This window comes from Amycolatopsis sp. NPDC021455 (assembly GCF_040640995.1).
Classification (GTDB): Bacteria; Actinomycetota; Actinomycetes; order Mycobacteriales; family Pseudonocardiaceae; genus Amycolatopsis.
The window spans coordinates 22739-45308 of the sequence record NZ_JBFACT010000005.1; the positions used below are offsets into that span (position 1 = coordinate 22739).

General features: G+C 70.9%; 19 protein-coding genes. 8 read left to right on the top strand and 11 right to left on the bottom strand.

The genetic code is table 11. The features are described 5' to 3' along the window. Positions 1-62 precede the first annotated feature (62 nt). The gene (fdxA, locus tag AB0G28_RS09555) at positions 63-383 is read left to right on the top strand and encodes a ferredoxin (protein WP_003083029.1); all 321 of its coding nucleotides are present in this window, start codon (positions 63-65) and stop codon (positions 381-383) included. Continuing rightward, complete coding sequence (gene dapC, locus AB0G28_RS09560; protein ID WP_361085383.1) at positions 380-1471, top strand: succinyldiaminopimelate transaminase; 1092 nt, start codon at positions 380-382, stop codon at positions 1469-1471. The genes fdxA and dapC overlap by 4 nt, the downstream gene beginning before the upstream one ends. Here the strand turns inward: dapC and AB0G28_RS09565 are convergent. Then, positions 1465-2109 carry a TetR/AcrR family transcriptional regulator gene (locus AB0G28_RS09565; protein WP_361085386.1) on the bottom strand — a complete coding sequence of 215 codons (645 nt, stop codon included), beginning with the start codon at positions 2107-2109 and terminating at the stop codon, positions 1465-1467. The genes dapC and AB0G28_RS09565 overlap by 7 nt on opposite strands. Positions 2110-2153: 44 nt before the next feature. On the opposite strand from AB0G28_RS09565, the gene AB0G28_RS09570 reads away from it, so the two are divergent. Further along, positions 2154-3578 carry an FAD-dependent monooxygenase gene (locus tag AB0G28_RS09570; protein ID WP_361085389.1) on the top strand — a complete coding sequence of 475 codons (1425 nt, stop codon included), beginning with the start codon at positions 2154-2156 and terminating at the stop codon, positions 3576-3578. A 52-nt stretch (positions 3579-3630) separates the two neighbouring features. On the opposite strand, the gene AB0G28_RS09575 is transcribed toward AB0G28_RS09570, so the two are convergent. Genes AB0G28_RS09575 through AB0G28_RS09585 form a run of 3 tightly spaced genes read right to left on the bottom strand, consistent with a single transcriptional unit; the run spans position 3631 to position 6014 of the window. Further along, complete coding sequence (locus AB0G28_RS09575; RefSeq protein ID WP_361085392.1) at positions 3631-4569, bottom strand: CHAD domain-containing protein; 939 nt, start codon at positions 4567-4569, stop codon at positions 3631-3633. Positions 4570-4594: 25 nt separating this feature from the next. Beyond that, on the bottom strand, positions 4595-5578 hold the full coding sequence (gene dapD, locus AB0G28_RS09580) for a 2,3,4,5-tetrahydropyridine-2,6-dicarboxylate N-succinyltransferase (protein ID WP_361085395.1): 984 nt from the start codon (positions 5576-5578) through the stop codon (positions 4595-4597). 28 nt (positions 5579-5606) lie between these two features. Further along, the gene (locus AB0G28_RS09585; protein ID WP_361086268.1) at positions 5607-6014 is read right to left on the bottom strand and encodes a hypothetical protein; all 408 of its coding nucleotides are present in this window, start codon (positions 6012-6014) and stop codon (positions 5607-5609) included. Between the two features lie 44 nt (positions 6015-6058). Here AB0G28_RS09585 and dapE point away from each other — a divergent pair, with 44 nt between their 5' ends. Further along, the gene (dapE, locus tag AB0G28_RS09590) at positions 6059-7117 is read left to right on the top strand and encodes a succinyl-diaminopimelate desuccinylase (protein WP_361085398.1); all 1059 of its coding nucleotides are present in this window, start codon (positions 6059-6061) and stop codon (positions 7115-7117) included. Between the two features lie 128 nt (positions 7118-7245). Then, a complete protein-coding gene (locus tag AB0G28_RS09595; RefSeq protein WP_361085400.1) occupies positions 7246-8043 on the top strand; it encodes a DUF3152 domain-containing protein in 798 nt (265 codons plus the stop codon). Here AB0G28_RS09595 and AB0G28_RS09600 read toward each other — a convergent pair. The 5 genes from AB0G28_RS09600 to AB0G28_RS09620 all read right to left on the bottom strand — a co-directional run bounded on the left by AB0G28_RS09600 (position 8040) and on the right by AB0G28_RS09620 (position 14528). Next, positions 8040-9083, bottom strand: a complete 1044-nt coding sequence (locus AB0G28_RS09600) for a chitinase (protein WP_361085403.1) — start codon at positions 9081-9083, stop codon at positions 8040-8042. The two genes, AB0G28_RS09595 and AB0G28_RS09600, sit on opposite strands and share 4 nt — an antisense overlap. Positions 9084-9242: 159 nt before the next feature. Continuing rightward, complete coding sequence (locus AB0G28_RS09605) at positions 9243-10835, bottom strand: M28 family metallopeptidase (protein WP_361085406.1); 1593 nt, start codon at positions 10833-10835, stop codon at positions 9243-9245. 93 nt (positions 10836-10928) lie between these two features. Then, positions 10929-13190: a M4 family metallopeptidase gene (locus AB0G28_RS09610; RefSeq protein WP_361085409.1), complete on the bottom strand. Its 2262-nt coding sequence runs from the start codon at positions 13188-13190 to the stop codon at positions 10929-10931. A 108-nt stretch (positions 13191-13298) separates the two neighbouring features. Then, on the bottom strand, positions 13299-13469 hold the full coding sequence (locus tag AB0G28_RS09615; RefSeq protein WP_361085412.1) for a hypothetical protein: 171 nt from the start codon (positions 13467-13469) through the stop codon (positions 13299-13301). A 30-nt stretch (positions 13470-13499) separates the two neighbouring features. Beyond that, positions 13500-14528: a helix-turn-helix transcriptional regulator gene (locus tag AB0G28_RS09620; protein ID WP_361085415.1), complete on the bottom strand. Its 1029-nt coding sequence runs from the start codon at positions 14526-14528 to the stop codon at positions 13500-13502. Between the two features lie 218 nt (positions 14529-14746). Between AB0G28_RS09620 and AB0G28_RS09625 the strand changes: the two genes are divergently transcribed. From AB0G28_RS09625 to AB0G28_RS09635, 3 genes are all read left to right on the top strand, one after another. Next, entirely contained in the window at positions 14747-15532 is a 786-nt protein-coding gene (locus AB0G28_RS09625) for a TIGR00730 family Rossman fold protein (protein ID WP_361085418.1), read from the top strand. Further along, entirely contained in the window at positions 15532-16116 is a 585-nt protein-coding gene (locus AB0G28_RS09630) for a TIGR00730 family Rossman fold protein (protein ID WP_361086270.1), read from the top strand. Before AB0G28_RS09625 ends, AB0G28_RS09630 begins: the two co-directional genes overlap by 1 nt. 189 nt (positions 16117-16305) lie before the next feature. Then, positions 16306-19407 carry a BTAD domain-containing putative transcriptional regulator gene (locus AB0G28_RS09635; RefSeq protein ID WP_361085420.1) on the top strand — a complete coding sequence of 1034 codons (3102 nt, stop codon included), beginning with the start codon at positions 16306-16308 and terminating at the stop codon, positions 19405-19407. A 50-nt stretch (positions 19408-19457) separates the two neighbouring features. On the opposite strand, the gene AB0G28_RS09640 is transcribed toward AB0G28_RS09635, so the two are convergent. Both AB0G28_RS09640 and AB0G28_RS09645 read right to left on the bottom strand, forming a co-directional pair. Continuing rightward, positions 19458-20918: a hypothetical protein gene (locus AB0G28_RS09640; protein ID WP_361085423.1), complete on the bottom strand. Its 1461-nt coding sequence runs from the start codon at positions 20916-20918 to the stop codon at positions 19458-19460. Between the two features lie 35 nt (positions 20919-20953). Next, positions 20954-22471: a hypothetical protein gene (locus tag AB0G28_RS09645; protein ID WP_361085426.1), complete on the bottom strand. Its 1518-nt coding sequence runs from the start codon at positions 22469-22471 to the stop codon at positions 20954-20956. Positions 22472-22570: the final 99 nt, after the last annotated feature.

Consider the following 22570-nt stretch of genomic DNA (forward strand, 5'->3'; position numbering starts at 1 on the left):
GTGCCCGAACCGCGTAGTGTCGGCACCGACTGGCTGTTTGCAGAGAAAAGCAGGAGTGCGCAGTGACCTACGTGATCGCCGAGCCCTGCGTCGACGTGCTCGACAAGGCGTGTATCGACGAGTGCCCCGTGGACTGCATCTACGAGGGCGAGCGGATGCTGTACATCCACCCGGACGAGTGCGTCGACTGCGGCGCCTGCGAGCCGGTCTGCCCGGTCGAGGCGATCTACTACGAGGACGACGTCCCGGACAACTGGTCGGACTACACCAAAGCCAACGTCGACTTCTTCGACGAGCTGGGCTCGCCCGGCGGCGCGTCCAAGGTGGGCAAGACCGCGCACGACCCGGCGTTCATCAAGGCGCTGCCCCCGCAGGGCGAATGAGCCACCTCGCCCTGCCCGACTTCCCCTGGGATTCGCTCGCCGAGGTCAAGGCCACGGCGCAGGCGCATCCCGGTGGGGTCGTCGACCTCTCCATCGGCACCCCGGTCGACCCGGTCCCGGCCGGCATCCGCGACGCGCTCGCGTCGGTCTCGGAGATCCCGGGGTACCCGACCACGCACGGCACCCCGGCGCTGCGCGCGGCCGCCATCGCCGCGCTCGGCCGCCGGCACGGCGTCACCGGCATCGAGCCGGACGCGGTGCTCCCGACGATCGGGTCGAAGGAAGCCGTGGCCTGGCTGCCGCGGCTGCTCGGCTTCGGTGCCGGTGACCTCGTCGTCATCCCGGAGCTGGCCTACCCGACGTACGAGGTCGGGGTGCTGCTGGCGGGCGCGACGCTCCTGCGGACCGACAGCACGATCGCGCTGGGCCCGCAGCGGCCGTCGATGATCTGGCTGAACTCGCCGTCCAACCCGACCGGCAAGGTGCTGCCCGTCGAGCACCTGCGCAAGGTCGTCGAGTGGGCGCGCGAACGCGACGTCGTCGTGGTCTCCGACGAGTGCTACCTGGCGCTCGGCTGGGAGACCGAGCCGCTGTCGATCCTGCACCCGGACGTCTGCGACGGCCGGACGGACGGGCTGATCGCCGTCCACTCGCTGTCGAAGTCGGCGAACCTGGCCAGCTACCGCGCCGGGTTCCTCACCGGCGATCCGCGGCTGATCAAGCAGCTGCTGGAGATCCGCAAGCACGCGGGCATGATCGTGCCGCGCCCGGTCCAGGAGGCGATGGTAGCCGCCCTGACCGACGACGAGGCGCTGGCGGCCCAGCGCGAGCGCTACGCCCGCCGCCGGCTCGCCCTGCGGAAGGCGTTCGGCGACAACGGGTTCCGCATCGACCACTCCGAAGCGGGCCTGTACCTCTGGGCGACCCGCGACGAAGACGCGCAGACCACGCTCGCCTGGCTCGCCGAACGCGGCATCCTCGTCGCTCCCGGCACCTTCTACGGCCCGCAGGGCGGCAAGCACGTCCGCGTCGCGCTGACCGCGACGGACGAGCGCGTCGACGCCGCCGTGGAGCGCTTGAGTCAGTAGTCGCGGCCGGTCAGCCCCCGGTAGACGAACCGGGTGAGCAGTTCGATCGCTTCCTCGTCGGTCGGCGGTGTCCAGTCCGGCGGTGAGCCGTGCAGCCACGTCGCCGCGAACGAGTCGACCAGGCCGTAGATGAGCATGCCGCAGCGGTCGGGGTCCGTCGGCAGGTGCAGGCCGGCGCGGGTGATGTACGCGAGGTGGTCGTCGAGGTCGGCCGCCTGTGTCGCCCCGAACTTCGCCACCGTGCGGGCGAACGACTCGCTGACCATCGCCGCCTGGCGCAGGGCCAGCATGGTCGCGGCGTTCTCCCGGTAGAAGGTCCAGTACTGCCGGACGTGCCAGCGCACGGCCGCCGGATCGCTGAAGTCGGTCAGGTGATCTTCGCTGTCCGCGCTCTCGTCGCCTGACGCGGCGATGTCCTGGAGCAGGGCTTCCAGGAGCTCTTCCTTGCCCGCGAAGTGGTTGTAGAACGACCCCGCGGCCCGGCCCGCCTCGGCGGTGATGTCGGTGATCTTCGTGTTCAGGTAGCCCTTCCGGGCGAAGACGCGCTTGGCCGCGGCCTTGAGCGCGCTCTCGGTCTCCGCGGCCTTCTCCTTGCGGTTCACCGCCACCTCCTTGACAGGGGACGCTAGCAGCGTCATTCTGAATCCAGATTCACTGAATCTCAATTCACTGGGAGGACGACATGGACACACGGGTGCTGATCGCGGGGGCGGGACCGACCGGGCTGACGCTGGCCATCGAGCTGGCGCGGCGGGACGTCCCCGTGCGGATCATCGACAAGGCCGAGACGTACTTCGCCGGCTCACGCGGCGATGGGCTCCAGCCCCGCACGATGGAGGTCTTCGAGGACCTCGGCGTGCTCGACGCGGTGCGGGCGCAGGGGGCGCCGCCGGTCCCGACGCGGGTCCACGTCGGCGGCGAGGTGGTCGACGAGCGCTTCATGTTCGACGTGGTCGAGCCGACGCCGACCACGCCGTACCCGGGCGCGTGGTTCCTCGGCCAGTCGCAGACCGAGGGCATCCTGCGCGACCGGCTGGCCGAGTTCGGCGTCCGCGTCGAGCTGAACACCGCGCTGACCGGGTTCGAGCAGGACGCCGACGGCGTCACGGCGACCTTGAGCACCGGCGAGACCGTGCGGGCGGAGTATCTGGTCGGCGCCGACGGCGGCAAGAGCTACGTGCGCAAGGCACTGGGGATCGCGTTCGAGGGCACCACGGACGAGTCGATCCGGATGCTGCTCGGCGACGTCCGGGCCGACGGACTCGACCGCGGCTACGGGCACTGGTTCGGGGCGGCGGACAACCCGATGCGGGGCATGATGTTCAGCCCGCTGCCGGGCACCCCGCACTTCCAGTTCGGGTCCCCGCTCGGCGACGGCGACCTCGACGCGGAGACGGCGCTGCCGGCGATCCAGGCCCGGCTCGACGCGCTCACCGGCGGCGGCGTCACGCTGTCCGACCTGGCCTGGTCGACGGTGTGGCGGCCGAACGTCCGGCTCGCGGCGCGGTTCCGCGAGGGCCGCGTCTTCCTGGCCGGCGACGCGGCGCACGTCCACCCGCCGACCGGCGGCCAGGGGCTGAACACCGGCATCCAGGACGGCTACAACCTGGGCTGGAAGCTGGCCGACGGCTCGCCCGAGATCCTCGACAGCTACGAGATCGAACGGCGGACCGTCGCGGCCCGGGTCCTGGGGGTCACGACGGGCCTGCTGCAGAAGTACGTCGACGGCGACGAGGACGCGCATCGGCGCGGCGAGGAAACCCAGCAGCTGGACATCACCTACCGCGGTGGTCCGCTGTCGCCGTCGGGCACGGGGTCGTTGCGGCCGGGCGACCGTGCGCCGGACGCGCCGCTGGTGGACGCGAACGGCAAGCGCGTCCGGTTGTTCGAGCTGTTCCGCGGCCCGCACGCGACAGCGCTGGTCTTCGGCGACGGTCCTGGCGAGGGCTACCGCATCCTGCCCGCGGGCAGCGTCGCGACGGGCACGGACCTGGTCGACGAGGGCGGCCACGCGTACGCGGCCTACGACGTGCAGCCGGGCGCGCGGGTGCTGATCCGCCCGGACAACTACGTCTGGTCGATTTCCCGCGGGGTTCTGACGTCTTGAACGACTCGTTCAGGACATCCGACGTCCTGAACGAGTCGTTCAAGACGTCCGGTCAGGCGTGCAGGGCCTTGGCGGCGGCGTCGACCGCTTCCCAGGAGCCCCGCCAGGCCGCGCGGGCTTCGGCGCGGCGGGCCAGCTCGCGCTCGGCGATCCGGCCGGCGACGAACCCGACCGGGCCGTCGACGGACTCCAGCACCGCGCGCATCCGCTCGGCGGCGATCACCGCGTCCTGGTGGTCGCCCAGCACGGTCTGGAAGTCTTTCGTCGCCTTGAGCAGGTCCTTGATCCGCGCGGCCTGCTTCTTCTTCGCCGACGTCTGGGCCAGCTCGGCGGCGTAGCGGAGCTTCTTGCCGTGGATGCGCAGGGCGTGCAGGTCGTCGTCCGGCGGGTCGGCGGGCAGCGCGCGGACGGCCTTGGCGAGCTTGCGATGCGGCTTCGCCAGGCCGGCGATCAGGTCGTGCTCGGCCGCCGCCTCCGCTTCGACCGCCTCGCGCTCCCGGGTCAGCAGGCTGACCTCCCGCAGCAGCGTCGAGTAGCGGGCACTGGACAGCGCCCGGGTCAGCCGCCGCTTCGCCGTCGCGCGTTCGGCGACGAACCGGGACACCAGACGGCGGCCGGGGGCCTGGTCGCGGACCTCGAAGCCGGCGATGACCTCGCGCAGGTGTCCGATGAGGACGTCGTAGTCCCGCACCTCGCCGAGGGACTGGCCGAGCCAGCCCAGCTCCGCGCGCACCGGCTCGGCGCCGTCCCCGACCAGCGAACCGGACAGCTTCAGCACGCTGCGCATCCGCCGCAGGGCGACGCGCATCTGGTGCAGGTCTTCGGGGTCGGCGCCCGAGCGGGTGCCGGACTCGTGGGCGAGCAGGGCGCGGATCTCCCGGTCGAGCTTGGCCCGCACGTGGTGGACCGCCGGATCGGCCGGGCGCGCCTCGATCGGCGCGTCCGGCAGGCCCAGCTCAGCGGGAGTACGAGGCAACGATCCGGTGGTCACCTCATGAATAGTAGGTGAACAAACCTCAGTCGTTGGCGTGCAGCATCGCGTTCAGCTCGACGCCGGTGCCGGTCCGCGGCACGACCTCGACCGCGCCGGTGGCCGAGTTGCGGCGGAAGACCGCGCCCGTGATGCCGTTGAGCTCGCGGGCCTTGACGACCTTGCCCTCGACGACGACCTTCGTCCCCGCCGTCACGTACAGGCCGGCCTCGACGACCGAGTCGTCGCCCAGCGAGATCCCGACGCCGCCGTTCGCGCCGATCAGGCAGCGCTCGCCCAGCGAGATCGTCTCCTTGCCGCCGCCGGACAGCGTGCCCATGATCGACGCGCCGCCGCCGACGTCCGAGCCGTCGCCGACCACCACGCCGGCCGAGATGCGGCCCTCGACCATCGACGCGCCGAGCGTGCCGGCGTTGAAGTTGACGAAGCCCTCGTGCATCACGGTGGTGCCGGAGGCCAGGTGCGCGCCGAGCCGCACGCGGTCGGCGTCGCCGATCCGGACGCCCGCCGGCACGACGTAGTCGACCATGCGCGGGAACTTGTCGACGCTGTACACGGTCACCGGGCCGCGCGCCCGCAGCCGCAGCCGCGTGGTCTCGAAGCCCTCGACCGGGCACGGGCCGTGGTTGGTCCACACGACGTTGGCCAGCAGGCCGAACATCCCGTCGAGGTTCTGGCCGTGCGGGCGGACCAGCCGGTGCGAGAGCAGGTGCAGCCGCAGGTACATGTCGTGCGTGTCCGCGGGCGCGTCGGCGAGCCTGCCGATCGTGGTGCGGACGGCGACGACCTCGACCCCGCGGTCGGTGTCCGGGCCGAGCAGCGCCGCGGCGGCCTCGCCGAGCAACTCGGTGGCCTCTTCCGCGCTGAGGCGCTCGGTGCCGGACGTCCCGCCCTCGGTCAGCTTGGGGTGCGGGTACCAGGTGTCGAGGACCGTCCCCTCGGGGGTGACGGTGGCCAGCCCGACGCCGCTGGCGCCGGTCGTTTCGGGGTTCGGGCTCTGCTCGCTCACGGCCCTCACCGTAGTGGAGTGACGCGGATCAACCACTCGTGGGCCGCGCGTCTACCTGCTTCTTCAGGCGCGAGAGCGCCCCGGCGATGTCGACGAGCGCCTGCGAGCACGGGCCGCCCGCGGCCGGCACGGTGGTGCAGCTCGCGCCGCGGAACTCCCCGACGGCCTTCTCCAGCCCGTCGGCCTCGGCGACCAGCTGCGGGTCGCGGTCGTCCGCGCGCTTGCGGGCCGCGCCCGGCACGTTCGCGACCTCGGTGACGTACTTCTCACAGCCCTTCGGCAGCTGGGTGCGCGGGCTCGCGTAGCACTGGTCCGCGGTCAGCGCGTCCAGCTTGGTCGGGAGCGCGTCCGGGCCGGGCTCGCCGCCCTGCTTGGGCGTCGGGCCCGCCTCGCTTCCGCAGCCGGACAGGACCACGACCAGCAACGCGCCGCCCACGGCGACCGGGAACCTACGCACACCCTCACGGTAGCGTGCCGGTCATGAGCCTCGACCTGCACGCCGATCCCGTGGACCTGACCGCAGCGCTGGTGGACGTCTTCAGCGTGTCCGGCTCGGAGGCCGAGCTCGCGACCCTCGTGCAGGAGGCGCTCGAGAAGCAGGCGCCGCACCTCGAGGTCGTCCGCAACGGCGACGCCGTCCTCGCGCGGACGAACCTCGGCCGCGCGTCGCGGGTCGTGCTCGCCGGGCACCTCGACACCGTGCCGGAGAACGGCAACTTCCCTTCGCGGCGCGACGCCGAGTTCCTGCACGGCCTCGGCAGCGTCGACATGAAGGGCGGCGACGCGGTCTTCCTGCACCTGGCGGCGACGCTTCCCGAGCCGAAGCACGACGTCACCTTCGTCTTCTACGACAACGAAGAGGTCGAAGCGGTCAAGAACGGCCTCGGCCGGATCGAGCGCGAGCTGCCGGAGTGGCTGGCCGGGGACCTGGCGATCGTCGGCGAGCCGTCGAACGGCGTGATCGAGGCCGGCTGCCAGGGCACCATGCGCGTCGAGCTGCGGTTTTCCGGCAAGCGGGCGCACACCGCGCGGGCGTGGATGGGCGAGAACGCGATCCACGCGCTCGCCGAGCCGCTGCGGCGGCTGGCGGAGTACGAGCCGCGGATCGTCGACATCGACGGGCTGACCTACCGCGAGGGCCTGCAGGCGACGGCGGTCAGCGGCGGGGTGGCGGGCAACGTCGTCCCGGACGCGGCGGTCCTGACGGTCAACCACCGGTTCGCCCCGGACCGCGACCCGGCGGCGGCCGAGCGGCACCTGCGCGAGGTGTTCGACGGTTTCGAACTGTCCGTTGTGGACCTTTCGCCGGCGGCGCTGCCGGGCCTGTCCGCCCCGGCGGCGGCGGAACTCGTGGCGGCGGCGGGCGGCCGCGCGGCGGCGAAGCTGGGGTGGACCGACGTCGCGCGCTTCGCGGCGCTCGGCATGCCGGCGGTGAACTTCGGCCCCGGCGACCCGACGCTGGCGCACACGCAGCAGGAGAACGTCCGGATCGCGGAGATCCGCCAGGTCGCCGACGTCCTCCGCAAGTTCCTGGCCTGACCTCTTAGTGGCGGTCGTCACACCGGACGGTGCTGAGCTGCGGTGACGCTCCGAGGTCGGACGTCGCCGCAACTTTTTCCCGCGGCGGGCCGTATTCCCTGGGGAAACGTGCAGCCGGGGGAGGATCCATGCCGAAAACCGCGAGACGGGCCGCGGCCGTCGCCGTGCTCGCCTTGGCGGTGGGCGGATGCGGTGGGGAAAGACAGCCCGTGGCCGCGCCGGCGGCCGGTCCGGTCGTCACCGCCATCGGGGACGCCACCTCGGTCCCGCCGCCGCCCGCCGAACGCGAGCCCGTCGTGCGGCCCGCGCCCGTCGAGGTCGCCATCACGTTCCCGCGGACCGGCTCCGGCCAGTGGATGTTCACCCCGGGCAGCGACGAGGTCGCCGGCACCCGCGGCAGGCTGATGCGCTACCGGATCGCGCTGGAGACCGACATCGACGGCGTCGGGCCCGCCGACTTCGCGCGGCAGGTCCGCGGAATCCTCGGCGACCCGCGCGGCTGGACCGGCGGCGGCCAGTGGCGGCTGCAGCAGGTCGGCCCGCAGGACGACGCCGAGTTCACGATCTACCTGGCCACCCCGGCCAGTCGCGACAAGCTGTGCGGCGGCACCCCGGACGGCTACACCTCCTGCCGCAACGGCAGCAACGTCGTGCTCAACGTCGCCCGCTGGGCCAACGCCGTGCCGAACTACGGCGCCCCCCTCGACGTCTACCGCCAGTACATGGTCACCCACGAGACCGGGCACCGGCTGGGCCAGGGCCACGAGCTGTGCCCGGGCCCGGGCCGCCCGGCGCCGGTGATGGAGCAGCAGACGCTCGGGCTGCACGGCTGCGTCCCGAACCCCTGGCCGTTCCCGGACGGCGACCGCGAATACGCCGGCCCGCCGGGCGAGTACAACGACCCGATCCCGGCGGGCGACTCCTAGCGCCCCTGCAGGGACTTGACGTTGGTGCCGAACGTCCAGCCCTTCGAGCCGTCCCAGTTGATCGACCAGTCCATCAGGCCCTTCAGGCCCGGAACCGAGCGCCACGCCTGGGAAACCAGGCTCGGCGACAGGTACCCGCCGCCCGCGCCGGGCTGCGCCGGCAGGCCGGGGACCTGCTTGTCGTAGGGAACGCGGATCGTCGTGCCCTGCACGACCAGGCCCTGGTTCAGGCACTGCGTCTGCACGGTGAAGCCCTGCACGGTCCCGGCCTGGTACGAATCGCCGTTGCAGCCGTACATCGAGCCGTTGTAGTACTGCATGTTCAGCCACCACAGGCGGCCGTTGTCCGCGTACTTCTTGATGATCGGCAGGTACGCGCCCCAGATCGAGCCGTAGGCGATGCTGCCGCCGGTCACGTACGCGGTCTCGGGCGCCATCGTCAGCCCGAAGTTCGGTGGCATCTTCGCGAGCACGCCGTCGATGATGCGGATCAGGTTCGCCTGCGACGCCGAGAGCGTCTTGATGTTCCCGCTGTTCGTCAGCCCGGTCTCGATGTCGATGTCGATCCCGTCGAAGTTGTACTGCTTGAGGATCGGCACGACCGTGGCGACGAACTTGTCCGCCACCGCCGAGGAAGACAGGTCGATCCCGGCGGCCGCACCGCCGATGGAGAGCAGGATCGTCGCGCCGGCGGCCTTCGCCGCGCACATCTCGGCGGGCGTGGACACCTTGACTCCGGCGTCCATCCCGTTCTCCCACAGCGCGGTCCCGTCGGAGCGGATCACCGGGAAGGCGGCGTTGACGACGTTGTAGCCGTGCTGCGCGATGCGGCTGTCGGTGATCGGGACCCAGCCCAGGCCGGGGTGGACGCCGTTCGCGGCGCCGTCCCAGTTCTCCCAGTACCCCTGCAGGACCTTCCCGGCGGGCCGCGACTTCACCGCACATGTGTCGGCCTGCGCCGCCCCCTGTGCGGGCGCAGTCCCGATCAGCGGAACGGCGAGCAACGCCGTCAGAAGGGTTCCGAGCCAACGGGTTCTCATTCCGGCTCCCATCATCGTCGAGGGGCGTCCGCCCAACATAAGCGCCGCACTCGACCCGCGACTACCGACGAACGGGTGGTCTAGACAACCCGAGCTTTCACGTGAAAGCTCGGGCCCCAGGTGGGAGCTTTCACGTGAAAGCTCCCACCTGGGGGTTGGTCAGACGGTCAGCGTCCAGGAGGACAGGTAGCCGGTGTCGGCCGGGCCGACGTCCTTGATCTGCAGTTTCCAGGCGCCGTTCGCGGCCTCCGACGAGGCGTTGACCGTGTAGGTCGTGTCGATGTTCGGCGTCGAGTCGCTGCTGGAGTTCTTCAGCCGGTACGCGGTCCCGTCCGGGGCGATCAGGTCGAGGACCAGGTCACCGCGGTAGGTGTGGGTGATGTGGACTTCGACCTTGGTGGTGCCGGACGCGTTGCGCGCGCAGCCGACGTTCGCCGTGCTGCTGACCGCGGCGCCCGGGTAGTCCGGGATGTCGAGGCGCGTCGAGTTGGTCACCGGCGCGCACGACGTGCTGCCGACACCGAGCGAGAACGACGCCGTGTGGTCGGCGTTCGCGCCGTCGGCCGTCACGGTGAGGGGGAAGGTGCCGGTCGGCGTGCTCGACGACGTCGTGATGGTCAGCGTCGAGGAGCCGCCGGAGGAGATGGTGGCCGGGCTGAACGTCGCCGTGGCGCCCGCCGGCAGGCCGCTCGCCGACAGCGAGATGGACTGCGCCGAGCCGGACGTCGTCGTGGTGTTCACCGCGACCTGGAGCGACTGTCCGGGTTGGACAGTGCCGGCCGCCGGGTTCACCGCGACCGAGAAGTCGTTGCCCTGCGGCGTGGCGACGGCCAGCTTCCAGAGCGCGTAGCCGATGGCGTCGCTGTTCTTCTCCAGTGGCGCGTCCGGGATGTTCGCCGTCGTGTCGCAGGCGCGGTGGTAGCAGTTGTCGAACGGCGAACCCGCGGTGCCGCCCCACTTCTGCGCCTGTGCCGAGCTCTTGATGTCGCCGGCGCCGGTGGCGAGGCCGCCGACCGGGATGCCCGCGCTCTTGAAGGACGCGTGGTCGGACCGGCCGTCGCCTTCGCTGTCGCCTTCGGTCGGGATGCCGATGGAGGTGAAGTACTCGTCGAAGATCGCCTTGATCGAAGCGACGTCGTCGTAGACGAAGTAGCCCCAGTTCTTGGAGCCGATCATGTCGAAGTTGAGGTAGGTCTTGATCTTCGTGCGCTCGGCGCTCGGCAGGTTGTTGACGTAGTACTTCGAGCCGACCAGGCCGGACTCCTCGTCGGCCCACCAGCCGAAGCGGACGCGCTTGGCCATCGCCGGGTTCGTCCGGGCCAGCGTCAGCGCGACCTCGAGGATCGACGCGCTGCCCGAGCCGTTGTCGTTGATGCCCGGGCCGGCGCTCACGCTGTCGAGGTGCGCGCCGAGCATGATGACCTGGCTCGCGTCGCCCTGCGGCCACTCCGCGATCAGGTTCTGCGACTGCCCGAGGCAGCTGGTGCAGGTCTGCCGGGTCGTCGTGTAGCCGGCGTTCTTGAGCAGGTTTTCCACATAGGACACCGAGGCCGCGTAACCGCCGCCGCGGGCCGAGCGTGTCCCGCCGTTGTTGTTCGCGATGGTCTGCAGCTGGGCGAGGTGGGTCTTGATGTTGGCCAGCGAGATGTCCGGCGCGGCGAGCGCGGTCGCACTTGCCGCGGGCGTGCTCATGACACCCAGCACGGCGGCGAAGGCGGTGACCCCGGCGCCGAGTCGTGTCTTCCACTTCATGGCGGTGAATTCCTTCGGTGGGGTGAGGAGATGGCCGTGAAGGACTCCTTACCGGCTTTTAAGGCCGGTAAGGAGTCCTTCACGGACTTGGGGTCAGACGGTCAACGTCCAGGAGGAGAGGTAGCCGGTGTCGGCCGGGCCGACGTCCTTGATCTGGAGTTTCCACGTGCCGTTCGCGGCCTCGGAGGAGGCGTTGACGGTGTAGGTGGTGTTGATGTTCGGCGTGGAGCTGCTGCTGGAGTTCTTCATGCGGTAGCTGGTGCCGTCGGGGGCGATCAGGTCGAGGACCAGGTCACCGCTGTAGGTGTGGGTGATGTGCACCTCGACCTTGGTGGTGCCGGACGCGTTGCGCGCGCAGCCGGCCACGGTGTTGGTGCTGCTGACGGCGGCACCCGGGTAGTCCGGGATGTCGAGCCGGGTCGAGTTGGTCACCGCCGAGCACGACGAGCTGCCGACCGTGAGCGCGAACTGCGCGGTGTGGTCGGTGCTGGCCCCGTCGGCGGTGATGGTGATCTGGCTGGTGCCGTTCGGGGTCGACGCGGAAGTCGCGATGGTCAGCGTCGAGCTGCCGCCGGAGGAGATGGTGGCCGGGCTGAACGTCGCGGTCGCGCCGGCGGGCAGGCCCGAGGCGGACAGCGTGATCGACTGGGCCGCGCCGGAGGTGATCGCGGTGCTGATCGTGGTGGTCGTCGAGGCACCCGGCTGCACCGAACCCGACGCCGGGTTCAGCGCGACCGAGAAGTCCGGCCCGCCACCGCTGCACGAGGTCGGCTCACCGCTGACGGTGGTGACCGAAACGGCGTCCCACGCGGCCTTGGTGGCGTTGTACTCGGCGCAGCTGCCGGGGAAGAGGGCGATCGCGGCTTCGAGGGTCGCCTTGCGGGCGGCCTTGTGGTTCCACGACGAGGTCTTCTTCAGCAGGCCGTTGTAGAAGATCTTGCCGGCCTTCTGGATGCCGATGCCGGTGACGCTCGAGTTGTTGCACGTCGGGCTGGACGGCTTGCCGCCACCCGGGTTCGAGCCCTCGGCGAGCAGGTAGAACCAGTGGTTCTGCGGGCCGGCCGCGGCGTGCACCTCGGTGCTCGGGATCGACGACGAGTAGCAGTTCGGGTCGCCGACCTTCGACGGCTGGTACATGTAGCGGATCGGGCCCTGGCCGACCAGGTTGACGCCCTCGCCGACCTCGTAGTCCGGGGTGTCCTTGGCGTTGTTCGCGTACGCCTCGGTGAGCGCGCCGAAGATGTCGCCGGTCGACTCGTTCAGGCCGCCGTTCTCGTTGCCGGAACCGGCACCGCCCGGGGTGAACTGGAAGACGCCGTGCCCGAACTCGTGGCCGACGACGTCCATCGACGTGGCCTGGCGCTGGTTGTCCTGCGAGTGCCCGAAGTGCGTCGAGGAGCCGTTCCAGTAGGCGTTGACGTCGTTCAGGCCGACGGACGCCGGGTAGCCGGTGCCGCTGCCGTTGATGCCGTTGCGGCCCAGCCAGTCGGCGAGCATCTTCCACTCGGTCTGCACGCTGTAGAGCACGTCGACGCAACCGGTTTCGAGGTCGGTGCCGGAGCCGTTGCCCCAGTTGTCGTCCGGTCCACTGTAGACCGAGCCGCCCTCGCGGCCGCAGCTGATGCCGGTGCGGCCCGGGTCGCGCATCGTGTACGTGCTGCCGGACTGCGTCGTGTCGATCGAGACGTTGCCGACGTAGTAGCTGTTGCCGGCACCGGCGAGGTTCACCGTGCCCGGCTGAGCCTGGCGTTTCGCTCCGGAGGCGAACGTCTTGACGTCGTCACGCCGGTCGAGCACCGCGCCGGTCGCCGCGTCTACGAAGACGTGCAGGTTGCTCGGTGCCGTGGCGGTGCGCCCGGCGACGACGACCTCGTAGGCCAGCTTCGGGCTCGTCCCGGCCAGCACCACCTTCTCCGGCGGGCTCACACTGTCCACAGTGGGCAGTTGAGCGCGCGCGGTGGCGGCGGCCTTCGCGGCGTCGACGAGTGCCTGCGTCCCGACGGTGATCGGCGCGGTCTCCGCCGAGCTGGTGCCGCGGACGCGCCCGGCGCCGTCGGCGACGACGACCGCGTCCCCGCCCACGACCCGCAGGCCCTGGTAAGTCCGCTGGTAGGCGCCGTAGAAGAGGCCGGCGCCGCCGGCGGTCAGGCCGATGCGCCGGAACGATTCGCCCGCGCCGCGGCGCAGGGCGTCGAGACCGCTCGCGGCCGCTTGGTCGGCGGCGCGGGCGGCGGCCGCTTCGGGAGCGGCCGGCTGGGCTTGGGGCGCTGCGCTCGCCGGGGTCACCGGTAACGCGAGCGTCATGGCGAGCCCGGCGGCGGCCGCCAAGCCCGTGCTGAACCCACGATGGGTCATCGAGGTCTTCCTTCCATGAAGGCAGAATCGAGGTCCGGTAAGGGAAAGGGGAGACGTGCCCGGGCCGCTGGCAGGGAGGTATGCGTCCGGACGCATCCGAGTAAAGGATCAGCGGATCGGGGCGTCAATGCGCCGAACGGACCAACAGTACGTTCCGGATTCAGGGATCAATTCGTACAAACCCCGCCGCAGCAGGGGATTCTCGGCGTGTTCCGCACCGAAACGACTTTCGTAGGGATTGTCCGGGACACCATCCGAACGCCGGACGATCTCGATCATCGGGATTCGTTAGTACTGCTCAGAAAAGGGTTACCCTCGGCTCGGCCTGCCTCCGCGCACCTGATCGAGCAACGCGGCCGCCGTCTCCGGCCGTCCCGCCGCGAGGTACTGCGCGGCGAGTTCGGCGGTGATCGCCGGGACGTCGTCCGGCCACGCCGTCTCCCGTGCGGCACCGAGGTCGGCCAGCGCACCCTCGACGTCGCCCGACCGGCCGCGGATCCGGGCCCTGGCCAGCAGGCAGCAGGCCACCGCCGGGTGCAGGGCCCGTTCCTGCATCAGGTCGTAGGCCGCGGCGACCGACGCGGCCGCGTCGGCGAACCGGTTCGCCGCCAGGTGGCTGCGGCACACCTCGACGTGGCCGCGGGTCAGTTCCGCCAGTACCGCCGGCCCGCCCCGGGTGAGCCGCAGCGCCGAGCGGGCGTACTCGGCCGCGCGCTCCAGGTCGCCTCGGCGCAGGTGCCGCTCGGCCAGGCAGGCCCGCAGCGTCAGCAGCATCGACGGCTGCGGGTAGCCGTCGCGCAGCAGCTCGGCGTGGCAGGTTTCCAGCAGGTGCACGGAGTGCCGGACGTCACCCCGGTCGCTGAGCACGGCAGCCCGCAGCGGGACGGTCATCGCCCGCACCGGCGGCGGTTCTCCCGACAACGTCGTCTCGGCTTCGGTGACGTAGTTCGCGCGGACGTCGCCGGTCGAGTGGCCGGCCAGCCACAGCAGGGCGATCCCGGCCGGCCGCGGCCGGCCCAGGTGTTCGGCGCGGCGCCGGATCCGCCGCATCCGCGGGATCGCGCGGCGGGCGTCGCCGGCGAGGAACCGTTCCGCCGTCTCGATCAGCTCGAGGTCCAGCTCGACCAGCTCCCGCGGGGAGCGGCCGCCGAGCAGCTCGCCGGGGTCGACGCCCAGCTGCCGGGCGAAGAACCGCAGCGCGTCCGCCGACGGCGTCCGCGCGCCGGTCTCGACCGACGACACGTACGCGGCGGAGTACCGCGGCCGGGCGAGTTCGCGCTGCGTCAGCCCGCGTCCGACGCGCAGCCCACGCAGGCGTTCGCCGACGCTTTCGCTCACACGGGTCCTTTCCGCGGGGGCGTCCAGGTTAGACACGCCCACAAGAAACCCCGACACCTACGGATGGTCTGAACCAATTCCGAACCGTGTATCGCAACACTCGTCCGGATGAATTTCCCGGCGATCCACGTTCATGGCCCCGTACCGAGCCCGCCATCGACGGCGTCGCGCCAGCGCTTCCCGCATTCTCACTGGCGCGCAGGCCGTAGCATGGCGAGGTGAGTGAACAATCCGAATGGCCGGACGGCCAGTACCCCGAACGCCCGGTAGAGCGCCACAAGGGCCCGGTGGTGCTCCGCCGCGACCGCCGCGACCAGGGCAGCACCACCGACCAGCGGCTCCTGGACTCGCGCGGCCCGAGCGACTGGGTGCACACCGACCCGTGGCGCGTCCTGCGCATCCAGGCCGAGTTCGTCGAGGGCTTCGGCGCGCTGGCCGAGGTCCCGCGCGCGGTCACCGTGTTCGGCTCGGCCCGCACCAAGCGCGACAACCCGGAGTACGAGCTCGGCCGCAAGATCGGCGGCGCGCTGGCCAACGCCGGGTTCGCGGTGATGACCGGCGGCGGGCCGGGCGCGATGGAGGCGGTCAACCGCGGCGCGGCCGAAGCCGGCGGCTTCTCCGTCGGGCTCGGCATCGAGCTGCCGTTCGAGCAGGGCCTGAACCCGTGGGTCGACCTCGGCGTCAACTTCCGGTACTTCTTCGCCCGCAAGACGATGTTCATCAAGTATTCGCAGGCCTTCATCTGCCTGCCCGGCGGCTTCGGCACGCTCGACGAGCTGTTCGAGGCGCTGACGCTGGTGCAGACGAAGAAGGTCACGAAGTTCCCGGTCGTGCTGTTCGGCAGCGCCTACTGGGGCGGGCTCTACGAGTGGATCAAGAACTCGGTGCTGGCCGAGGGCAAGATCAGCCCGCACGACCTGGACCTGCTGTACGTCACCGACGACATCGACGACGCCGTCCGCGTGGTGCAGGAGTCCTACCAGGCGTGGGAGGACACGCACTGATGCGCCGGATCTGCGTCTTCTGCGGCTCGTCGATGGGCTTCTCGCCGCGCTACGCCGAGCAGGCGGCCGCGCTCGGCAAGCTGCTGGCCCAGCGCGGCATCGGCCTGGTCTACGGCGGCGCGAGCGTCGGCACGATGGGCGTCGTCGCCGACGCGGCGCTGGCCGCGGGCGGCGAGGTGATCGGCGTGATCCCGGAGGCGCTTTCCAGCGTCGAGATCGCGCACGCCGGGCTGACCGAGCTGCACGTCGTCGCGGACATGCACGAGCGCAAGGCCAAGATGGCGGCGCTGTCCGACGGCTTCCTCGCGCTGCCCGGCGGCGCGGGCACCCTGGAGGAGCTGTTCGAGGTCTGGACGTGGGCGCAGCTCGGCCTGCACGGCAAGCCGATCGGCCTGGTCGACGTCGACGGCTACTACGCGCCGCTGCTGACGTTCGCCGACCACATGGTGACCGAGGGGTTCGTCAAGCCGGACTACCGCGGGCTGCTGCTGGCCGACGCCGACCCGGCGGTGCTGTTGGACCGGTTCGAGACGTACGAGCCGCCGGCCCCGCCGAAGTGGGCGAAGGAACCACCGGGGATCTGACCGGCGCGGCCGGACAACCCCGCTGAACTCGGAAAACCGCCCGAACGGCCTAGCCGCGTGCTCCGCGAAACGGACACTTCCGGGTGATCATTACGGGTATGTTGGGGTCTGTCGAGCCCCCGGTCGACGTGCCCGGAGTTGCTCGCGCGTCCCCTGGGTGAGACATCGTCACGTCTCTGGGGGGAGCGCATGGAAATTCGGGTACTCGGGCCGATCGCCGTGTACGAGGGCGACCGGGCGATTCCGCTGGGCGGGCCGAAACCCCGGACCCTGCTGGCCCGGCTGGCGCTGGCCGCGGGCCGGGTCGTTTCCGTCGAGGGGATCATCGAAGCGCTCTGGGGTCCCGACGCCGCGGACCGCGCGCGGGCGTCCGTGCACACCTACCTTTCGACGCTGCGCCGCATCCTCCTGCAGGGCAGTGGCGGCGAGGAGGTGATCGTGCGGGGGCCGGGCGGCTACCGCCTCGCCCCCGGCGCCGCGCGCACCGACCTGCACGTGTTCGAAACGCGCGCGCAGGAGGGCCAGGAGGCCGCCTCGGCCGGCCGGTTCGCGGACGCGGCGCCCCTGTTCGGCGAAGCGCTCGCGCAGTGGCGGGGAGCCGCGCTCGAAGGGGCCGAAGGGAGCTGGGCGGACTCGGAACGGAGCCGGCTCGCGGACCAGCGGCTCGGCGTCCTGGAGGACTGGTTCGCGGCGCGGCTCGCCGTCGAAGGCGGCGCGGAATCGGTCGGCGAGCTGTCGGCACTGGTGGCCGAGCACCCGCTGCGCGAGCGCCTGCGAGGACACCTGATGACGGCCCTGTTCCTGAGCGGGCGGCAAGCCGACGCGCTCGCCTGCTTCCACAAGGGCCGGGAAGTGCTGGTCGACGAGCTCGGCGTGGAACCCGGCCCCGAACTGCGCGCCGTGCACGAGCGCATCCTCCGCGGTGAGATCGCGCTGCCGGCCGAGGCTCGCGGCTTCCCCCGGCCGACGGCCGAGCCCGACGCCCCGCCGGAGCGCACCGACTTCGTCCCGGTTCCGCGGCAGCTCCCGCCGGACATCGCCGACTTCACCGGCCGCACGGCCGAGGTCGAGCAGCTGATGGACCAGCTGGTGAGCGACGGCGTCCCCGCCGGGCTGCGGGTCTGCGTGATCTCCGGCAAGCCGGGCTCGGGGAAGTCGACGCTGGCCGCGCACGTCGCCCACCGCCTGCGGCCGTGGTTCGACGGCGGGCAGCTCTACGTGAACCTCCGCGGGGTACAGGCGGTCACCGCCGACCCCGGCGAGGTGCTCACGCGGTTCCTCCGTGCCCTGGGGATCGCCGACCGGGCGATGCCGGCCGACCTCGACTCCCGCGTCGAGCTGTACCGGACGCTGCTGGCCGATCGCAAGGTCCTGATCGTGCTGGACGACGCCGCCGACGAACGGCAGATCCGGCCGCTGCTCCCGGGCGGCTCGACGTGCGCGGTGGTCGTGACCAGCCGCAACCGGCTGGCAGTGCTGGAAGGCGCCCGGCACGTCGACATGCAGGTCCTGGGCGAGGACGAGGCGACCGAGCTGCTCGGCAGGCTGGCCGGCCCGGAACGGATGGCCGCGCAACCGGCCCAGGCGCTGGAGATCGTGCGGCTGTGCGGGTTCCTGCCGCTGGCGGTCCGGATCGCGGGTGCCCGGCTGGCCGCCCGGCCGGGCTGGTCGTTGAACAGTCTCGCCCAGCGCCTGCGGGTCCAGCACCGGCTGCTGAACGAGCTGGCGATCGGTGACCTCGAGGTCCGGGGCAGCGTGACGCTCAGCTATGTCGGCCTCGGCGAGCAGGAGCGCGTCACGCTCCGCAGGCTCGGCTGGCTGGGCACCGGGGACTTCGCCCACTGGCTCGTCTCGGCGCTGCTCGCGGAATCGGCGGAACGAACCGAAGGAATCATCGAGAACCTGGTCGACGCGCAGCTGCTCGACATGGTCGGGGCGGCGGGCTCCGGCGCCGTGCGCTACCGGCTGCACGATCTGGTCCGTGCCTTCGCCCGTGAGCGGGCGGACGAGGAAGAGGACGACACCGAGGTCGTGGCGGCGGCCGGCCGGGTCGCCGAGACCGCGCTGCGGCTGGTGGAGCGCGCCGGCGCGAGGATTCCCAGCGGAACCACGCACGCGGGCACGCCGGCCCACCCCGCGGATTCCGCTCAGGTGCCGGGGAATGCCGTCGAGACGGTCCTGGGCGATCCCGCGGCCTGGGTCGACGCGGAGCTGACCACGCTGGTCGACCTGGTCGAGCGGTGCGCGGAGCTCGACCTCGTCGACGTGGTGACCCGGCTGACCACGGCCCTCGCTTCGACGTTGTCCGCGCACAACCGGTTCAGCGAGTGGTGGCGCACCCACTCCGTCGCGATCGAAGCGGCTCGCCGGGCCGGCGACCGGGCCAGTGAGGCCCGGCTGCTGTCGGGACTGGGCTGGCTGCGTTCCGAACAGGACCGCTACGACGAATCCGTCGAGTTCCACGAACAAGCGCTGGCGGCCTTCATCGACACCGGCGACGTCGAAGGGGAAGGGCTGACCCGGCTCGAACTGAGCCTGGTCCAGCGTGACCAGGGCCGGCTGGCCGACGCGCTCGCCTCGCTCGACGCCGCGATGCCGGCGTTGACGCGGACAGGCAACCAGCTCTACCTCGCCCGCGCCGTGCACAGCCGCGGATCCATCCTCACCGAGCTGGGCGAGCTCTCCGCGGCGGTGCGAGCCTGCGAAGACGCCGTTGCCGCGTACCGGCGGCTGGGTGACGGCTGGGCCGAGGCGCTCGCACTGCGGTCCCTGAGCGTCGCCCACCGTGCGAACGGCCGGCTGACCGAAGCCGCCGAGTACGCCGAAAAGGCGCTGGAACACCTGAAGACCTTCGACAACCCGACCATGGTGGCCTACGCGGCCCAGTCGCTGGCCAAGGTGCGGATCCGGCAGGGGCTCGGGGCGTCCGTCCGGGAGTCCCTCCACGATTCCCTGACCGCCCGCCACGAGATGCAGGACGGTTTCGGGCAGGCGCTGCTGCTGCGGACACTCGGTGAGCTCGAACTCGCCGAAGGAGAACTGACGGAAGCGCACACGTACCTCGTCCGGTCGCTGGAGTGGTGGACCGCGCTCGGCGTCCCGCTGTGGCAGGCGCGCACCCTGCGTGATCTCTCGACGGTGCTGGACGGTCTGGGCAGAACTCAGGAAGCGGACAACGCCTGGGCGAAGGCCAGGGTGATCTTCGAACGCCATGGCAGCCGGGAAGCGCGAGAACCACGGCGGCGCTATGTCGCACCGTCCGTGGCGAAGCGTTCTGCCGGCCGGAACTGAACTAGCGGGAGCAGGCCCCGGCCCCCCGGCCCGGGGCCTGCTCCCTGGTCTCAGCCGACCCGGACCATGCGGTCGCGGTTCTGGACGTGCTTGACGTCGCCGCCGCCGGCCATGGTCAGCCAGGGTCCGTCGAGGGCTTCTTTCATGCCGAAGTTGCCGTCGAGCACCGCGCTGATGTTGCTGCCTTCGAGCTGCCATTCGGTGGCGCGGCCGTCGGGGTTGAGGACGTGCCAGTTCCCGTAGACCTCGTCCTTCGCGAGGATCGCGCCGGCGCTGTTGCTGAAGGCGATCCGGTTGCCGTTCAACGCGATCTGCTTGACGTCACCACCCGTGGCCATGGGCAGCCAGCTGCCGTCGAGGGTTTCCTTCATGGCGAAGTTGCCGTCCAGGATCGCGCCGATCCGGTCGCCCTCGAGCACCCACTGCGTCGCCCGGCCGTCCGGGTTGAGCACGTGCCAGGTCCCGTAGGTGTCGTCCTTGGCGAGGATGGCGCCCGCGCTGTTGCTGAAGGCGATCCGCTTGCCCTTCAAGGCGATCTGCTTGACGTCACCGCCGGTCGCCATGGGCAGCCACGGCTCGTCGAGGTTCTCCTTCATGGCGAAGTTGCCGTCGAGGATCGCGCCGATCCGGTTGCCTTCGAGCGTCCACTGGGTGGCGCGGCCGTCCGGGTTCAGCACGTGCCAGTCGCCGTCCAGCTGGTCCTTGGCGAAGATGATCCCGGCACCGTTGCTGAAGGCGATCCGGCCGTTGTTCAGGGCGATCTGCTTGACGTCGTGCCCGTCCGCCATCAGGTGCCAGCTGTCGTAGAGACCGTTCTTCAGGAGGAAGTTGCCGTCCAGGATCGCGCCGATGCGGTCGCCGTCGAAGACCCACTGCGTGGCCCGGCCGTCGGGGTTGAGCGTCGCCCAGGAGCCGTCGCGTTCGTCCTTGGCGAGGATGACGCCGGCGCCGTTGCTGAAGCCGTAGCGGGTGACCTTCGCGTACTTCGGCGGCACGGGTGCGGCTACCTCGTTGAGCATCGAGGTCGCCTTGGCTTCCGAATCGTTGTAGCGGCCCCGCAGATCGGCCCGCGGCCGCTGCACGTCGGCGGCGACATCGCCGGCGCGGTAGGCCGGATGGGTCCGCTCGACGTTCATCGCGGCCTGGAAGAACCGGGTCGCGGCGTGGGTCACGTCGAGGATCTCGGCCGCGGTCCCCCAGCCCTGGCTGGGCCGCTGCTGGAAAACGCCCAGCGAGTCGGCGTCACCGCAGGTGAGGTTGTTCATGTGGGACTCGACCCAGCCGGTCTCGAAGCCGGCCAGCATGACCTTCGGCGAAACCCCGAGCCCGGTGCCGACCTGGTAGACCGTCCGGGTCACGTTCAGGTCCCGGTCGGACGGCACGGCGCAGACGACCGACGCGGTCGCCGCGGATTCGGCGGCGGTGGCCATCGGCGTGCCGGTCAGGGCGACGGCGACCGTGAGCCCGGCCAGGACAGCGGATCTCTTCGGGAATTGGGCAGGAAAAGACATCGGATTCTCCTCGGAAGTGTTGGGGGGAAAGGAAGTCAGCCGACCTGGACCATGCGGTCGCGGTTCTGGACGTGCTTGACGTCGCCGCCACCGGCCATGGTCAGCCAGGGTCCGTCGAGGGCTTCCTTCATGCCGAAGTTGCCGTCGAGGATGGCGCTGATGTTGCTGCCTTCGAGCTGCCATTCGGTGGCGCGGCCGTCGGGGTTGAGGACGTGCCAGTTGCCGTAGACCTCGTCCTTGGCGAGGATGACGCCGGCGCTGTTGCTGAAGGCCATCCGGTTGCCCTTGAGCTGGATCTGCTTGACGTCGCCGCCGGTGGCCATGGGCAGCCAGCTGCCGTCGAGGGTTTCCTTCATGGCGAAGTTGCCGTCGAGGATCGCGCCGATGCGGTCGCCTTCGAGCGTCCACTGCGTCGCGCGGCCGTCCGGGTTCAGCACGTGCCAGGCGCCGTCACGGTCGTCCTTCGCGAAGATGATCCCGGCGCCGTTGCTGAACGCGATGCGGCCGTTGTTCAGCGCGATCTGCTTGACGTCACCACCGGTCGCCATGCTGATCCACGGACCGTCGAGCTCTTCCTTCAGCGCGAAGTTGCCGTCGAGGATCGCGCCGATCCGGGCGCCGTTCAGCACCCACTGCGTCGCCCGGCCGTCCGGGTTCAGGGTGTGCCAGGGTCCTTCGAACTCGTCCTTGACGAAGATGATCCCCGCGCCGTTGCTGAAGGCGATCCGGCCACCGTTCAGGGCGATCTGCTTGACGTCGTGCCCGTCCGCCATCAGGTGCCAGCTGTCGTAAAGGCCGTTCTTGAGCAGGAAGTTGCCGTCCAGGATGGCGCCGATCCGGTCGCCGTCGAAGACCCACTGACCGGCCCGGCCGTCGGGGTTGAGCGTCGCCCAGGAGCCGTCGCGCTCGTCCTTGGCGAGGATGACGCCGGCGCCGTTGCTGAAGCCGTAGCGGGTGACCTTCGCGTACTTCGGCGGTGTCGGGCCGTCGTCGACGATGTTGTTGTATCGCATGGAAGCAAAGGTGTTCGCGTAGGCGACGGACCACGCGCGCTCGACCGCGACGTGGCCGTAGTCGTATTCCTCGCGGACGACGGGGCTGGTGTGGGCCGCGTCGTTCCAGCGCATGAACAAGGCGACGTGCTGCACGCTGGCGTCGCGGCGGAACAGGGCGTCCCCGGGTTTCAGGTCGGATCTCGCGATGGTGTGCATGACGTCGGGCAGGTTGCCCGTGTAACGGGGGAACCCGAGGTGCCAAGCCATGGACACGTATCCGGAGCAATCCGGCCGGTAGGAGCCGTACTGGTTGGTATGGGTTCCTGTCTGGCTGTAGGGCACTTGCTCGTCGATCCACGACTGGGACCGCGTCAAGACCTCGCTGCGGGTGATCTGGCCATCGGCCACCGAGTCGGAGGCCGCCGAGGCCGTGGACACCGCGGCGACGGCGGCGGGAGCGCTCACGACGTTCACGACCCCGCCGAGCGAGAGAGCGGTCATCGCGGCGGCGAGCACGATCTTCCGCCGGCCGAGCGAGGGGGTTCGGGGGAGTTTCATGGCCAGGCCTTTCGTCGGGGATTCCTGGTGCTCCCCAAGGTTGGGTCCGGCCCATTCGAAAAAGTTCAAACCGCAGGTCAGCGCCCGATCGCGCGGATT